General features: G+C 63.7%; 13 protein-coding genes and 1 tRNA gene. 12 read left to right on the top strand and 2 right to left on the bottom strand.

Annotation, left to right across the window (positions count from 1 at the left end):
* Positions 1-29: 29 nt before the first annotated feature.
* A complete protein-coding gene (locus tag XI04_RS22925; protein ID WP_271609615.1) occupies positions 30-278 on the top strand; it encodes a hypothetical protein in 249 nt (82 codons plus the stop codon).
* Between the two features lie 269 nt (positions 279-547).
* Positions 548-2,767, top strand: coding sequence for a DNA/RNA non-specific endonuclease (locus tag XI04_RS22920; RefSeq protein ID WP_271609616.1), 2,220 nt, complete (start codon positions 548-550; stop codon positions 2,765-2,767).
* A gap of 30 nt (positions 2,768-2,797) precedes the next feature.
* Here the strand turns inward: XI04_RS22920 and XI04_RS22915 are convergent, their stop codons facing one another.
* A complete protein-coding gene (locus tag XI04_RS22915; protein WP_271609617.1) occupies positions 2,798-3,688 on the bottom strand; it encodes a LysR family transcriptional regulator in 891 nt (296 codons plus the stop codon).
* 95 nt (positions 3,689-3,783) lie between these two features.
* On the opposite strand from XI04_RS22915, the gene XI04_RS22910 reads away from it, so the two are divergent.
* The 9 genes from XI04_RS22910 to XI04_RS22870 all read left to right on the top strand — a co-directional run bounded on the left by XI04_RS22910 (position 3,784) and on the right by XI04_RS22870 (position 11,768).
* On the top strand, positions 3,784-4,761 hold the full coding sequence (locus tag XI04_RS22910; protein ID WP_271609618.1) for an NAD(P)H-dependent flavin oxidoreductase: 978 nt from the start codon (positions 3,784-3,786) through the stop codon (positions 4,759-4,761).
* Between the two features lie 17 nt (positions 4,762-4,778).
* Positions 4,779-5,855 carry an NAD(P)H-dependent flavin oxidoreductase gene (locus XI04_RS22905; protein ID WP_038972462.1) on the top strand — a complete coding sequence of 359 codons (1,077 nt, stop codon included), beginning with the start codon at positions 4,779-4,781 and terminating at the stop codon, positions 5,853-5,855.
* A gap of 75 nt (positions 5,856-5,930) precedes the next feature.
* Positions 5,931-6,218: an Asp-tRNA(Asn)/Glu-tRNA(Gln) amidotransferase subunit GatC gene (gene gatC, locus XI04_RS22900; protein ID WP_028143922.1), complete on the top strand. Its 288-nt coding sequence runs from the start codon at positions 5,931-5,933 to the stop codon at positions 6,216-6,218.
* Positions 6,219-6,236: 18 nt separating this feature from the next.
* The gene (locus XI04_RS22895; protein ID WP_018321091.1) at positions 6,237-6,449 is read left to right on the top strand and encodes a hypothetical protein; all 213 of its coding nucleotides are present in this window, start codon (positions 6,237-6,239) and stop codon (positions 6,447-6,449) included.
* Positions 6,446-7,921 carry an Asp-tRNA(Asn)/Glu-tRNA(Gln) amidotransferase subunit GatA gene (gene gatA, locus XI04_RS22890; protein ID WP_271609619.1) on the top strand — a complete coding sequence of 492 codons (1,476 nt, stop codon included), beginning with the start codon at positions 6,446-6,448 and terminating at the stop codon, positions 7,919-7,921. The genes XI04_RS22895 and gatA overlap by 4 nt, the downstream gene beginning before the upstream one ends.
* Positions 7,912-8,214, top strand: coding sequence for a hypothetical protein (locus tag XI04_RS22885; RefSeq protein ID WP_271609620.1), 303 nt, complete (start codon positions 7,912-7,914; stop codon positions 8,212-8,214). The genes gatA and XI04_RS22885 overlap by 10 nt, the downstream gene beginning before the upstream one ends.
* Complete coding sequence (gene gatB, locus XI04_RS22880; RefSeq protein WP_028143919.1) at positions 8,211-9,689, top strand: Asp-tRNA(Asn)/Glu-tRNA(Gln) amidotransferase subunit GatB; 1,479 nt, start codon at positions 8,211-8,213, stop codon at positions 9,687-9,689. Before XI04_RS22885 ends, gatB begins: the two co-directional genes overlap by 4 nt.
* Before the next feature lie 1,507 nt (positions 9,690-11,196).
* On the top strand, positions 11,197-11,463 hold the full coding sequence (locus tag XI04_RS22875; protein WP_018321086.1) for a hypothetical protein: 267 nt from the start codon (positions 11,197-11,199) through the stop codon (positions 11,461-11,463).
* Between the two features lie 95 nt (positions 11,464-11,558).
* The gene (locus XI04_RS22870) at positions 11,559-11,768 is read left to right on the top strand and encodes a hypothetical protein (protein ID WP_080670245.1); all 210 of its coding nucleotides are present in this window, start codon (positions 11,559-11,561) and stop codon (positions 11,766-11,768) included.
* A gap of 148 nt (positions 11,769-11,916) precedes the next feature.
* Here XI04_RS22870 and XI04_RS22865 read toward each other — a convergent pair.
* Positions 11,917-12,009, bottom strand: a tRNA-Ser gene (locus XI04_RS22865).
* 814 nt (positions 12,010-12,823) lie between these two features.
* Between XI04_RS22865 and XI04_RS22860 the strand changes: the two genes are divergently transcribed.
* Positions 12,824-14,395, top strand: coding sequence for a porin (locus XI04_RS22860; protein WP_038974922.1), 1,572 nt, complete (start codon positions 12,824-12,826; stop codon positions 14,393-14,395).
* Positions 14,396-14,679 lie beyond the last annotated feature (284 nt).

Genomic DNA, 14,679 nt, shown 5'->3' with positions numbered 1-14,679 from the left:
GCGTTACGCCGCGGAGTGAACCCGGAACAATGGATGCGCTGACATTATTCGGTCTGTTCGCCGTCACGGCGATGCTGGTCAGTTACGCCCTGGAAGATCGCAGCCATTGGTTCGTGCTGTGGTTCGCCGCATCCTGCGCGCTCGGCTCGGCTTACGGCTTTCTCCAGGGCGCCTGGCCGTTCGGTCTGGTCGAAGCGGTCTGGGCCGTCGTGGCGCTGCGGCGGTGGCAGCTGAAGCCGCAGATTATCGGCGGCCGCAACATGCGCGGGAAATCGTGATGCACAAAGTGCATCGATCATTTGTGGCAAATCTCACACGGGTGACGTCGCGGGCCATGGCATGATGTCGCGTCTCCGGCAGCGCGCATCGATTGACGCTATGGTTGTGAAGCGGTAGAAATGTAGATCTAAAGTAGTGTGGGGCACGTGCCCCGATTTCCAGAACGATCGGCAGCGACCGGCAGTCCCGCCCGTGCTGCAACCTTGGCGCAAATTTTTAATGCGCCCCGACCACGTCCCATATTCGCCCAATCATTTGAGAGGTCACGATGCTCATCAAGCCAAGCCTGATCGCGGGCTCAGAAAGGCGATTCAAACAAGCCGAGTTCTCACCCGAAGCCCTGAACCGGAAACTGGGCGACGGTCCGATCGAGATGACCGTCGAGAAGATGCGCCTGCGCCAGCGCCAGCTGCTGGCGGAGACGCAGGACGTGGAGAAGGCCGAGATCGGCCTGGAGCGGATCATCCAGGGCAATGATCTCGACAGCATCAATTATCTCGCCAAGGGGACCGCGGCCTCGCGCTCGATCTGCCGCATTCAGCTCAGGGATCTCAAGTCGAATCTGCTCGGCTACGGCTCGGGCTTTCTGATCGGGCCGGGCCTGTTGCTGACCAACCATCATGTCTTCGGCAAGCCGGCCGAGGCCGCCAATTCGATCGCCGATTTCAACTACGAGCTCGACGTCTCTGGACAGGAGCGCGTGCCGGTGCGGTTCGGCTTCGAGCCGGGCAAATTCTTCTACACCAATGACAGGCTGGATTTTTCGATCGTCGCGGTGGCGCCGACCTCGCTGTCGGGCGGGGAGGAGCTCGAGGATTGGGGATGGCTGCCGCTCAGCGGCGCGCCCGGCAAGGCGGACCCCGGCGAGTACCTCACCATCGTCCAGCATCCCAGCGGGCAGATGAAGCAGGTCTGTGTCCGCGAGAACAAGCTGCTCAAATATGTCGGCGACTTCCTCTGGTACAACACCGATACGACGGCGGGATCGTCGGGCTCGCCGGCATTCAATCGCTTCTGGCAAGTGGTCGCGCTGCATCACAGCGGCGTTCCCCGGAAGGATGCGCAGGGCCGCACCCTGACCAAGGACGGCAAGGTGTGGAAGTCGTCGATGGACGAATCCTCGATCGACTGGATCGCCAATGAAGGCATCCGGATCAGCGCGATCGTCGCCGATCTCAAAGTGGCCGTCGGCTCCCATCCCCTGATCAAGCCGGTGCTGGACGAGGAGGAGCCGCCGAACCGGCAGGAGATCGAGAAGGTCCGCGCGCCGGTCGCCGCGCCCGCTTACGGCGCCAACATCTGGGTCGAGCAGTCGCTCGACGGCGCCGCGCTGGTGGTCCCGATCCGGGTGCCGCTGCCGATGTTCAGGAAGGACATTCCGTTCGCTCCGCTGGCACCCGTGCCGGGTCCGGCTGGGGGTAACGGAGGGACGCAGAACGGCGGTATGCCGAACGGTAGCAAGCCGTTGATCGCTCCGCCGGCCGGCCTCCTGCCTCGCATCAGTGCGAACGGCCTGCCCATGGAGGCCGTGCATATCGATCAGAGCACGCTGAAATCGCGTCCCGGATACAAAGCGAATTTTCTCGGCACCGGTAAATTTTCGGTGGCCCTGCCGAAGATTCCGGCCGCTCTCAAGTCCCGGATCGCGACGCTGAAGGGAAGCTCCAGGCAGTCCGAGCTGAAATACTTCAACTACAGCGTCGTCATGAACAAGGAGCGCCGGCTCGCCTTCTTCAGCTGTGTCAATATCGACGGCGGACAGCAACAGGACGTCGGCAAGCGCGAAGGCGATTCCTGGTTGCGCGATCCGCGCATCGACGACGATGCCCAGACCGGCGACGAGTTCTACCGCAAGCAGGCCACCTTCGAGGCGGACCGCAGCAAGAACCCGTTCGATCGCGGTCATCTCGTGCGCCGCCTCGATGCGACCTGGGGCGACACCGTCGCCGCGGCCAAGCAGCACGGCGACGATTCCTTCCACTTCACCAATTGCTCGCCGCAGTTCTTCTCGTTCAACCAGGGCAAGCAGCTCTGGGCGGGCCTCGAGGATTACACGCGCGATGTCCTGCTCGAAGGGGAGGAGAAGGGCATCGTCATGAACGGTCCGGTGTTCGACGGGCCGGACGCCGACGGATCCGATCTGCCCAATCCGGCCGGCCGGCCGCACAAGGATCCGAGCTTCGGCGGCGTTCAAATCCCGAAATATTTCTGGAAGATCCTGATCCGACGCAACGAGGATGACGACGCTCTCAAGGCGGCAGCATTCCTGATGAGCCAGCGAAAGCTGGTCATGGAAATCGATCGCATCCAGGAGGTGGACCTGCGCGAAAAGATGTCGGAGGAGGATGTCAGCGTCTTCCAGGTCTCGATCGCGGACCTGGCGAAATTGACCAAGCTCGACTTCGGCAATCTCGCCGACGCGGATTCGCACGAGGCGACCTCGGTCGGTCCGCGGCGGATCGAGTCCTATGAGGACATTCGACTCTAGAACAGCGCCGCCTGACGCGGCGTCACCGCGTCAGGCCGCGATGACGTCCTCGTCAGTCTTCAGGCAAGCGGCAAAACTGCAGAGCGCGCTCGTTTGATGGCCGGCGCGACGCTGGATGAACAGTGTCTCGACCCGCGCTTGCGACGGGCTCAGGGTGTGGATCGAGACGGTGCCATTCATTGCGCTACGTTCGACGACCGCGCGCGGCAGCAACGTCACGCCCATGTCGGCGGCGACGCAGCCGATCATGCCGTCGAGCGTGCCGAGCTCGAAGCGTGCGGCGGAAGGCCAGCCGAACTCGACGAAGATCTGCTCGAGCCGCTGGCGGTAGGTACAGCCGGTGCGGAATACCAGCGCGGTCGGGCCGGACTCCGGCGTGCCGGCGCGCAGCTCGGCAAGCGAGGCCCAGCGACGCGCGCTGACCAGCACCAGCTCCTCGCGGAAGGCGCTCGTCGCAGCGAGGTCGTCATGCGCGATCGGACCTGCGACGAAGGCACCATCGAGCGCACCTTCGAGCACGCCGGCGACGAGGTCGGCGGTCGGCGCGGTACGCAAGGAAAGGCGCACGGCAGGAAAGCGGCGGTGGAAATCGGCGAGCAGCGGCGGCAGCCGCACCGCCGCGGTCGTTTCCATTGAGCCGATCGCAAGCGGTCCCTTGGGCTCGCCATCGTCGCGCGCGGCCAGCACGGCCTCGCGCGACAGCGCCGCCACCTTTTGAGCGTAGGGCAGGAGGCGCTTGCCGGCGCCGGTCAGCGTCATGCCCCGGCTGTGGCGTTCGAACAGCGGCGTGCCGATCTCCGCCTCCAGCGCCTTCACGCGCTGGGTGACGTTGGATTGCACGGTGTTCAGCTCTTCCGCGGCGCGAGTGATGCCGCCGGCGCGGGCGACTGCGGCAAAGGTGTTGAGATCGCTGAGTTCCATGGCCCGTTTCTCTTTTGAGATGGCAGCGTTCTGTAGAATTCAATTTTGAAGAATGATATTCGCGCCTAATCTTCCTGTCCAGAGCAGGAGGACTCATGCCGATTGCCACGCCGCTGACGGAGTTGCTGGGGATCAGGCATCCGATCTTGTCGGCTCCCATGGATACGATCGCGGGCAGCCGGCTGACGCGCGCTGTCAGCGAGGCCGGCGGATTCGGCATCCTGGGTGGTGGATACGGTGACCGTGTCCGACTTCAGATGGAGGCCGCAGAGCTGAAGGGCTTTGCGCCGTTCGGCATCGGCTTCATCACCTGGAGCCTGGCGAAACAGCCCGAGCTGCTCGACATCGCGCTCGACGCTCGCCCGCAGGCCGTGATGCTGTCGTTCGGCGATCCCGCGCCATTCGCGCCGCGCATCAAGGCGTGCGGCGTGCGACTGATCTGCCAGGTGCAGAGCGAGGACATCGCCAGGCAGGCGCTCGATGCCGGCGCGGATATCCTGATCGCGCAAGGCACCGAAGCCGGCGGCCATGGCGCATCGCGCACCACCGTCGATATCGTGCCGGCGATCGTCGATCTCGCGGCCGGACGCGTGCCGGTCGTCGCGGCCGGCGGGATCGCCGACGGCCGGGGCCTTGCCGCAATGATGATGCTGGGCGCAGCCGGTGTGCTGATCGGCACCCGTTTCTATGCGAGCGCGGAGGCCAACGGGGCGCAGGAGGCCAAGGAGCGTATTCGCAGAGCTGACGGCAATGACACCGTGCGCGGCGTCATTGCCGACTGGTCGCGCAGCCTGTTCTGGCCGGCCCCGTTCACCGCGCGAACCCTGGTCAATGATCACATCAGGCGCTGGACCGGCCGCGAGATCGAGCTGATGCAGCGCGCGAGCGAGGTCGCCGTCGAGTATGCTGCGGCGAAGGCCGCGGGCGATTTCGAGGTCGCCGCGGTCTTTGCCGGCGAGGCGGTTGGCCTGATTCATGATATTCCGCCCGCAGCCGAACTCGTCGAGCGGATTGCGATTGAAGCCGAACAGCTCCTTGCCGGACGGCGCAACTCCATTGCGTCAGTCGCCTGAACCTAGAGAGAACAACCATGTGGCCTGACCGTCGACTGATCGACCTCTTCAAGACCGAATTTCCGATCGTGCTGGCGCCGATGGCCGGTGTGATGGATGCGGAGCTGGTGATCGCCGCGGCGCAAGGCGGAGCGCTGGGGTCGCTGCCGTGCGCGATGCTGTCGCCGGACAAGATACGCGAGCAGGTCAGGATCATCCGCAACGGCGTCACAGCGCCGGTCAATCTGAACTTCTTCTGCCACACGCCGGTCGAGCTCACGGCGGAGGCCGAGGCGCGCTGGAAGCAACGCCTCGCGGGCTATTACAGGGAACATGGCCTCGATCCGGCGGCGCCGGTCAATGCCGCCAACCGGGCCCCGTTCGATGCGGCGACCTGCGCGCTCGTGGAGGAGCTGAAGCCGGAGGTCGTGAGCTTCCATTTCGGGCTCCCGGAGCAGGCCTTCCTCGACCGCATCAGGGCAGCCGGGTGTCTCGTGATCGCCTCGGCGACCACCGTGAAGGAAGCCGTCTGGCTCGACCAGCGCGGTGTCGACGCGGTGATCGCGCAAGGCGCGGAGGCCGGCGGCCATCGCGGCATGTTCCTGACCGAGAAGATAAGCGAGCAGCCCGGCAATCTTGCGTTGGTGCCGCAGATTGTCGATGCCGTGAAGGTGCCGGTGATCGTGGCCGGCGGCATTGGGGACGGGCGCGGCATCGCGGCAGCTTTCGCGCTGGGCGCCTCCGGTGTGCAGATCGGAAGCGCTTACCTGCGCTGTCCTGAATCCAAAGTGACCGCGGCGGGGCGCGCGGCACTGGCGGAAGGACGCGATGATTCCACCGTCATCACCAACGTCATGACCGGGCGGCCGGCCCGCGGCGTCCAGAACAGGCTGATGCGCGAAGCCGGTCCAATCTGCCCGGATGCGCCGCCATTTCCCCATGCGGCAACGGCGCTGGTGCCGTTGAAGGCGGCGGCGGAGAAGCAGGGCCGCGCGGACTTCACCAATCTTTGGGCGGGGCAGGCGATCGCCATGGGGCGGGACCTCCCCGCCGCCGAATTGACCCGGGATCTCGCCAAATCGGCGCTGGCCCGCATGAAAGCGCTGGCTGGGTAGCTCCGGCCCCGGTTGCGGCGCAAAACCGGCCTCTGCTATACGGCACATAGGTTTTGCCGTGAGAGGCCTTATATAATGTCCGTCGACGCCGCTACCGTCCGCCGCATCGCGCATCTGGCGCGCATCGCGGTTTCCGAGGGCGAGGTTCCGCATCTGCAGGGCGAGCTTAACGCCATGCTCGCCTTCGTCGAGCAGCTCTCGGAGGTCAATGTCGAGGGCGTGGAGCCCATGACCTCGGTCACCCCGATGCAGATGAAGAAGCGGCAGGACGTGGTCGATGACGGCGAGATCGCCGACGATATCGTTGCCAATGCGCCCGCGACCGAAGGTCACTTCTTCCTGGTGCCCAAGGTCGTCGAGTAATTTTTAGGACGTGGTCCGATGTGTCTGCTTTGCGACGATGAGAAGGCCTATCAGGCCTACATGAACTATCTCGACAAGATGGAGCGGCAGGGCAAGGCTGCCGATCCCAACGTCGCCGTCAATGCCGTGCTCGACGAGATCGAGGCCGCCGCCAATGCGGCCGCCAAAAAAGACGACCCAGCCAACGACAAGACCCTGTCTCCGTTCTTCTGCAGCCCGATCAATAAATGACCGATTTGACATCGCTGACGCTCGCCGAGGCCCGCAAGGGTCTCGCCGACAAGACTTTCACGTCCCTCGAGCTGACCGACGCGCATCTGAGCGCCATCGAAGCCGCGCGGGTGCTCAACGCCTTCGTGATGGAGACGCCGGAGCAGGCGCGCGACATGGCCAAGGCCGTGGACGAGAAGATCGCCAAGGGCGATGCCGGTCCGCTCGCCGGAATCCCGCTCGGCATCAAGGATCTGTTCGCGACCAAGGGCGTGCGCACCACCGCATGCTCGAAAATCCTCGGCAATTTCGTGCCGACCTACGAGTCCACCATCACCTCGCAGCTGTGGCGCGACGGCGCGGTGATGCTCGGCAAGCTCAACAATGACGAATTCGCGATGGGCTCGGCGAACGAGACCTCGTGCTTCGGTCCCGTCGGCAATCCCTGGCGGCGCGAGGGAAGCAACACCACGCTGGTGCCGGGTGGCTCGTCCGGCGGCTCTGCCTCGGCGGTGGCGGCGCTGCTGTGCATGGGCGCGACCGCGACCGACACCGGCGGCTCGATCCGCCAGCCGGCGGCGTTCACCGCGACCGTCGGCATCAAGCCGACCTATGGCCGCTGCTCGCGCTGGGGCATCGTCGCCTTTGCCTCCTCGCTCGACCAGGCAGGTCCCATTGCGCGCAGCGTGCGCGATTCCGCGATGCTGCTGCGCTCGATGGCCGGCCATGACCCGAAGGACACGACCTCGGTCGACATTCCCGTGCCCGATTACGAGGCGGCGATCGGCAAGTCCGTGAAGGGCATGAAGATCGGCATTCCCAAGGAGTACCGCCTCGACGGCATGCCGGCCGAGATCGAAAAACTCTGGAGCGAGGGCGCGGCGTGGCTGAAGGCGGCCGGCGCCGAGCTGGTCGAGGTGTCGCTGCCGCACACCAAATACGCACTGCCGGCCTATTACATCGTGGCGCCGGCGGAAGCGTCCTCGAACCTCGCGCGCTATGACGGCGTCCGCTACGGCCTGCGCGAGCAGGCCAAGAACATCACCGAGCTCTACGAGAACACCCGCGCCGAAGGTTTTGGTGCGGAGGTCCGCCGCCGCGTCATGATCGGCACCTATGTGCTCTCGGCCGGCTATTACGACGCCTACTATTTGCGCGCCCAGAAGGTGCGCACGCTGATCAAGAAGGATTTCGAGGATTGCTTCGCCAGGGGCGTCGACGCGATCCTCACCCCGGCGACGCCGTCGGCGGCCTTCGGCATCGGCGAGAAGGGCGGCGCCGATCCGGTCGAGATGTATCTCAACGACATCTTCACGGTGACCGTGAACATGGCGGGCCTGCCCGGCATCGCGGTGCCCGCCGGCAAGGATGCGCAGGGCCTGCCGCTCGGCCTGCAGCTGATCGGCCATCCGTTCGAGGAGGAGACGCTGTTCTCGCTCGGCGAGGTGATCGAGCAGGCGGCCGGCCGCTTCACGCCCGCGAGGTGGTGGTGAATGCCGCGGCGTTCATCGCGAGCCTCGACGGCGCGGCGCCCGCGCCACACCTGAGCGCGCCGCTCGCCGGCCTGTGGTGGGCCGCGAAGGGAGACTGGGACCGCGCCCACAAGATCGTCCAGGACGACAACGGCCGCGACGCGGCCTGGGTGCACGCCTACCTGCACCGCGTCGAGGGCGATCTCGGCAACGCCGGCTACTGGTACCGCCAGGCCGGCCAGCCCGCGGCAAAGGATTCATTGGAAGCGGAGTGGGAGCGGATCGCTGTCACGCTGCTCGGGAGCACGACATGAGCACGGCCACGCACAAGCTTCTCAAGGGCGCCACCGGTGACTGGGAGGTGGTCATCGGCATGGAGATCCATGCTCAGGTGACGTCGAAGTCGAAACTGTTCTCGGGCGCCTCCACCGCGTTCGGCGGCGAGCCGAACACGCACGTCTCGCTGGTCGATGCCGCGATGCCGGGCATGCTGCCCGTCATCAACGAGGAATGCGTCAGGCAGGCTGTCCGGACCGGGCTCGGTCTCAATGCGCAGATCAATCTGCGCTCGGTGTTCGACCGCAAGAACTATTTCTATCCAGACCTGCCGCAGGGCTACCAGATCAGCCAGTACAAGTCGCCGGTCGTGGGCGAGGGCGAGGTGATCGTCGATCTCGACGGCGGCCGCACTGTCTCCATCGGCATCGAGCGGCTGCATCTGGAGCAGGATCCGGGCAAAATGCTGCACGACCGGTCGCCGTCGCTGTCCTACATCGATTTCAATCGCTGCGGCGTGGCGCTGATGGAGATTGTCTCGAAACCGGATATCCGCGACGCCGAGCAGGCCAAGGCCTATGTGACCAAGCTGCGCTCGATCATGCGCTACCTCGGCACCTGTGACGGTGACATGGAGAAGGGATCCTTGCGCGCCGACGTCAATGTGTCCGTGCGCAAGCCCGGCGCGCCGCTCGGCACCCGCTGCGAAATCAAGAACATGAACTCGATCACCTTCATCGGCCAGGCGATCGAGTATGAAGCGCGGCGCCAGATCGAGATCCTGGAGGACGGCGGTCAGATCGAGCAGGAGACGCGTCGGTTCGATCCCAACAAGGGCGAGACCCGCTCGATGCGGTCCAAGGAAGAGGCGCACGACTATCGCTACTTCCCCGATCCCGACCTGCTGCCGCTGGAGTTCAGCCAGGAATTCGTCGACGAGCTGAAGGCTGAGCTCCCCGAGCTGCCGGACCAGAAGAAGACGCGCTTCGTCGCCGATCTCGGCCTGTCGGCCTATGATGCGAGCGTGCTCGTCGCCGAGCGCGAGAGCGCGGTGTTCTACGAGACAGTGCTCGACAAGCTCGGCAACCGCGCGCGCGACGGCAAGATGGCGGCGAACTGGGTGATCAACGAGCTGTTCGGCCGTCTCAACAAGGAAGGCCGGGATATTACGGGCTCTCCGGTGGGCGCCGAGCAGCTCTCGGGGATCATCGACCTGATCGGCGAGGGCACGATCTCGGGCAAGATCGCCAAGGATCTGTTCGAGATCGTCTGGCAAGAGGGCGGCGATCCCCGTGCGCTGGTCGAAAGCCGCGGCATGAAGCAGGTCACGGATCTTTCGGCGATCGAAAAGGTTGTCGACGACATCATCGCGGCCAATCCCGACAAGGCCGCGCAGGTGAAGGACAAGCCGCAGTCGCTCGGCTGGTTCGTCGGCCAGGTCATGAAGGCCTCCGGCGGCAAGGCCAACCCGCAGAGCGTCAACGACCTGCTCAAGTCCAAGCTCGGCGTCTAGCGTCGCGCGTTCGAACGAGGTGACGGACACGCTTCGTCACCTCGCTTTCGGTTCGTGATGCGACGCTCGCGCGCATCCTCAGCGGCAAACTTCATCCCGACCAGAGGCGATGCGACGGCCGAATCGCCGTCACGCGATTCGCGCAAAAAGGCGGCTCGCTCACGCTCTGGCGAGCGCTCGCGCCGTTAAGCATGAAAATAATTTCGTTGCCAAAAATCGCGACTCAGAGTCCGCGAAATGCCTTTGCAAGGTGATCTCGACCGTCACGATGCGCACCGTCGGGTCGATCGTGCGCGATGCGCGCGTGCAGGAAAATACTTGCTGCATAGAGTTTTCTGCAATCGCATCTCTCGCAGACATCGACGATGCGGGCACTCTGCGCGATCGTGCAAACGCGTCATGCAGCGTGCTTGCATCGCGCTCGCCAAGCGCACGCGCCTTGCGCCGTCAACACTTCTTTAAGCGAGACGCTGTTTTTTTCGTTGTGTTGGTGTATTCGGGATGAGTGTGCACTCGATCCCCGAATGCATGCAGCGATTAAGCCATCTCACACATCGGAGGGCAACATGGCCAAGAAAGCTAAGAAGGCAAAGAAGGCGAAGAAGGCGAAGAGCGCAGTGAAGAAGACTGCGAAGAAGACCCGCAAGGTCGCCAAGAAGAAGTAACTTCGCTTCTGAAGTTGCCGGCTCCTCGAGAGCCGGCACGTCATCAGCGCCTCCCAGAGGTTCTGGTCGACGATAGAGGGTGTCGGCGAGACATCAGGTCAACGGTCGGACCGTTCTCTTTTGCGGTCCGGCAGAAGAAACAAGTTTTCTTCGTTCGGTGCGGGGCCGGTTCTCCGGTTCTGCAATTTCACGAGTGGCCTCGCGGTCAAAGTGGAATCTGGTCCTGACGTGTTCGCCGACGCCCTCGTTCTCCTGAGGCCGGGGTATTGCCGGCATTCCTTTTCCCCACATTGCTGATCTGACCACAGCGCGTCCGCGCCGCTCTTGTCGTGCTGCCTTGGGGCAGGCAAGGGCTGAGGCCCGATTGCGTGGTGTTTGCGCCACGCTTTGCCATTCGCGGTGTCATCGCCCGGCTCCGACCGGGCGATCCAGCACGCCGAGACGGCAGTGGTTGAATCGATGGGCTGCGGCGTACTGGATTCCCGCCCGCGTGGGGAATGACAGGGCGGAGGCGGCGCCCACCGCGCGCGATGGTTATCGATGTCCCAAAATCCCAAGGTAAACCAAATCTGACGAATCGCGGAAGTGCCTGCAAATCAGGGACTTCTTGAATTCTGTGCGCCGGCGCCGCGCGCTCGCGTTTACGTCTGCTTCATCGCGATACTTAAACTGCCATTCAAATTTGCCCATCATCATCGCCTCCAACAAGCCGGCAAACGGCGTTGGGTAAAAAGACTAAGGGATGAGTTGAACAGTGCACGGTCCCGGGAAGGGGCATGCACATCAGAGTTGGACGGGAGCCGCGCTCGGGGGAGCAAGGCACAAGAAAAAGGGGATGCGTTATGTTTCAGGGTACTTTCGATCTGGAGACGGCAACGCCGATCGACGCGACCGCGCTGTCGGACGTGCTGTTCGAGCGGGGGATCTATTGGGCGAGCGGCCGTTCCGGGCTCGTCGATCTCGTCGCCGCACACAAATGGTTCAACCTCGCCGCCCTGAAGGGCCGCAAGGACGCCGTGACGCTGCGCCAGGAAGTCGCCGGGCAGATGTCGGATGCCGAGATCTCGGCCGCGCAGCGCGAGGCGAGGGCGTGGGTCTCCACGCACTGAACCGAGAATTGCATCCGCACCCGTGTTCGCACGGGTGGGCCTGGTTGCGCTGAATCAAGTTTCTTCGTCGTGCCGCCACATAAGACCCGTGCGGCATGAGCGAGCCCGACACTAAGAGACGATGGCTGCCGATTCAGATCGCTCCCGATGAGTGCGATCTGGAACTCGGACGTCCGCACAAGACGGGGATTCTGCCCTGGTCGTTCCCGTGCCGGCGCAGGTCCGGCGTCTGGTACAACGTCTGGGCCGGCGAGGCGGTGCTGATTTCGCCCTCGCATTGGCGGATCTGGCGGTTCCACCGGTAGGCACGGACCACACACATATCCACACATATAAGATGGCGCGAATCGAGCTGGAGCTCGCCGCGCCGATCCTTGCGCCAGGCTTTCGCGCGGCCTCACGAGCGCACTCAGGTGAAAGAACGCCCAGACCTTGATTGATTCTGCCGCTGGGTGGCGGAGAGGGAGGGATTCGAACCCTCGATACAGCTTGAGACCGTATGACGCTTTAGCAAAGCGTTGCCTTCAGCCACTCGGCCACCTCTCCGGTGCGAGCCTTATGCATCTAATTACTCGGGCCGGTCAATTTGGAAGCGTGTGTTTTCGCTCGAATATTCCCAGCGATTTTCGCAGCAAAGCAGTTTGCTCCCGGGGCGTGACCGTAACGTTGCGAGAATCGGGCACAGAGTTGGAGCGTCCGGCGCATCTCGAAGGATAGTTCCGCCCATGAGAACGTCTTAGCTCGCGTAAGAGACTGAGTTTACTGGAAGAATCGATTGAGCGGGGGCGGGCGGTCGAAAGTTCGATTCGTGGCATCTCCGTCAGCCGGCTCCAATAGCCCCGCTATCCACAAAGGTGCTCGTCGTGCACCTTGAAGCCGCGCCTGCATCAGGCTGGGGAGGCGCGGAGCAGGTCGATGCGTTCTCCTCGAGTCTCCCTCCGATTCTACGATTCGAGGGCGTCAAAGCCCCTCCAGGCCGAGATCTCGCTTGCGGTGCCTTAAGTGCGGAACTTTGATGGCAAAAGGAACCGTCTCTAAAACATCAAAGAAAACAATTGGTTGCGAGGGCGCTCCGGTCACATCTGCGTGTTATTTGTGCAACACCCGCCGGAAAACAAGCTTCATAGGCCCGTTTCAAAGCGTTCTCTTGTTGTGTGTGCAAGGACGTTCGGTAATTGTGACTGAGCGACGGAGGGGGGCATCCCGAGGTCGTCCCGTTTAGGTCATTTCGCTTAAGTCCCTCGCGTTCATGCGGGTGTGTCCGAAGACGCGAAGGAGCCCGGAGCGGTGATTTAGAGGGGGTTGGGGAATTGGCCGTCCGGTCAGTGACCTTCCCTGAAGAGCAACTTGGAGGTTTAACATGAAGTTGGTTAAGAGCCTTTTGCTCGGCTCAGCGGCGGGTCTGATCGCCGTGGGCGGAGCTCAAGCAGCCGATCTGCCCGTGAAGGCCAAGGCGGTCGAATACGTGAAGATCTGCTCGCTGTACGGCGCGGGCTTCTACTACATCCCGGGCACCGACACCTGCATCAAGCTGGGTGGTTATCTGCGCGCTGAAGTCGCGCTGAACACCAACTCGAGCTTCAGCGGTCAGCTCACGTCGAACAACGGTTCGCGCAACCGTCTGACGAACTACTACACCATGCGCGCTCGTGAAGATCTCAACATCGACACGCGCACCGCGACCGAGTACGGCGTCGTCCGTACCTTCTTCGACGGCGTGTTCTCCTGGACCACCGGCAACTACGCCGGTACGGGCAGCGCGACCGGCACGACCGCCTACAGCGGCACGCTGGCTCTCAACACCTCCGGCGCCACACCGGCGCTCGTTGGTTCGTCGATCAACGGCACCGACGGCAACACCTCGGGCGGTTCGCTCGGCGTGTACTACGCCTTCATCCAGTTCGCCGGCTTCACCATGGGTAAGGCCGTGTCGCAGTTCGACGCGCCCTGGACCAACTATCCCGGCAATAACTTCGACAGCCTCGTCGGCGGCAGCGGCACGGTCACTGGTGTCAACCAGTTCACCTACACCGCTGACTTCGGTCAGGGCGTGACGGCGTCGTTCTCGGCGGAAGACGCGACGGCTTACTACCAGGCCGGCAACCTCAACATGACCGGCGCTTCGGCGACTGGCATGATCGGCGGTTCGTATGGCTCGAACGCCATCGGCGGTTCGCGTTCGCCGAACCTCGTCGGTATGGTTCGTGTCGACCAGGCTTGGGGTCTGTTCCAGGCATCGGTCGCTGCGCATGACAACCACGTTGCCTACTACGGCGCCACCGAGCCGACTGGCCACCCCGACGACAAGTGGGGTTGGGCTGTTCAGCTCGCTCTGTCGATCAAGAACATCCCGACCGGCGCGGGTGACGTGATCAACATTTCGGGCGTCTACACCGACGGCGCGTCCCGTTACAACTTCCAGAACCTGTCGGGCGGCAGCTACTCGATGTTCGGCAGCTCGGGCGTTGCCTACCAGAGCGTCGGCTTCGCCATCGCTCCGGACACCGTGTTCGTGACCGGCTCGTCGCAGGAGACTGTGAAGACCTGGGGCTTCCGTGGTGCCTACACCCACAACTGGGATCCCTACTGGAACACCGCGCTCTACGGTGCCTACGCTCAGGCACAGTTCGGCTCGCTGGCCAAGACCACGCTTTGCGGCGCCGGTGGTGCTGGCGGCGTGTTCGGCGGTCTCGCCGGTGTGACGGGTTGTAATCCTGACTTCGCCATCGGCCAGGTCGGTATCATCACCCGCTGGACTCCGGTCAAGAACCTCACGTTCTCGGCTGACCTGAACTGGACCCATCTCGACCAGAAGTACTCCGGTACGGTTGGTTACGCTGGTGCCGGCACGACGGCCAAGCCGGCCGCTGTGTACGAGCTGAAGGATCAGGACACCATCACCCTGCTCCTCCGCGCTCAGCGCAACTGGTAAGTTCGGTCTAACGACCTGACAGAGAGCCCCGGCGGGAAACCGCCGGGGCTTTTCCTTTGCCGCGATGCTGCCTTCTCGCTTGGCGCAATGGGCCAAGTTTGGCGCATCGCTCTCCATTGACGGTCTTCGTTGCGATCTGATGGAAGTCGTGGTGGGAGGGCAGGGCAATCGCACACGGCGTTTTCCGCCAACTGAGCGCGCGCCTCGTCATTCGAGACGACCGCGAAGCCTGTCATAAGGCCGCCCTTTGCGCGGCCCCGTGGCGGTCTCCTGAGGCTGAGGCC

It is taken from the genome of Bradyrhizobium sp. CCBAU 11430, from assembly GCF_028128855.1.
Lineage (GTDB): Bacteria > Pseudomonadota > Alphaproteobacteria > Rhizobiales > Xanthobacteraceae > Bradyrhizobium > Bradyrhizobium ottawaense.
Note: the sequence above shows the minus strand (reverse complement) of the source record. Positions and strands in the feature narration are given on the sequence as shown.

Bases quoted from the DNA above. Each gene is read 5' to 3' on its own strand.
- XI04_RS22925 (WP_271609615.1), top strand. From the start codon at position 30: ATGGATGCGCTGACATTATTCGGTCTGTTCGCCGTCACGGCGATGCTG.
- XI04_RS22920 (WP_271609616.1), top strand. From the start codon at position 548: ATGCTCATCAAGCCAAGCCTGATCGCGGGCTCAGAAAGGCGATTCAAA.
- XI04_RS22915 (WP_271609617.1), bottom strand. From the start codon at position 3,688: ATGGAACTCAGCGATCTCAACACCTTTGCCGCAGTCGCCCGCGCCGGC.
- XI04_RS22910 (WP_271609618.1), top strand. From the start codon at position 3,784: ATGCCGATTGCCACGCCGCTGACGGAGTTGCTGGGGATCAGGCATCCG.
- XI04_RS22905 (WP_038972462.1), top strand. From the start codon at position 4,779: ATGTGGCCTGACCGTCGACTGATCGACCTCTTCAAGACCGAATTTCCG.
- gatC (WP_028143922.1), top strand. From the start codon at position 5,931: ATGTCCGTCGACGCCGCTACCGTCCGCCGCATCGCGCATCTGGCGCGC.
- XI04_RS22895 (WP_018321091.1), top strand. From the start codon at position 6,237: ATGTGTCTGCTTTGCGACGATGAGAAGGCCTATCAGGCCTACATGAAC.
- gatA (WP_271609619.1), top strand. From the start codon at position 6,446: ATGACCGATTTGACATCGCTGACGCTCGCCGAGGCCCGCAAGGGTCTC.
- gatB (WP_028143919.1), top strand. From the start codon at position 8,211: ATGAGCACGGCCACGCACAAGCTTCTCAAGGGCGCCACCGGTGACTGG.
- XI04_RS22875 (WP_018321086.1), top strand. From the start codon at position 11,197: ATGTTTCAGGGTACTTTCGATCTGGAGACGGCAACGCCGATCGACGCG.
- XI04_RS22870 (WP_080670245.1), top strand. From the start codon at position 11,559: ATGAGCGAGCCCGACACTAAGAGACGATGGCTGCCGATTCAGATCGCT.
- XI04_RS22860 (WP_038974922.1), top strand. From the start codon at position 12,824: ATGAAGTTGGTTAAGAGCCTTTTGCTCGGCTCAGCGGCGGGTCTGATC.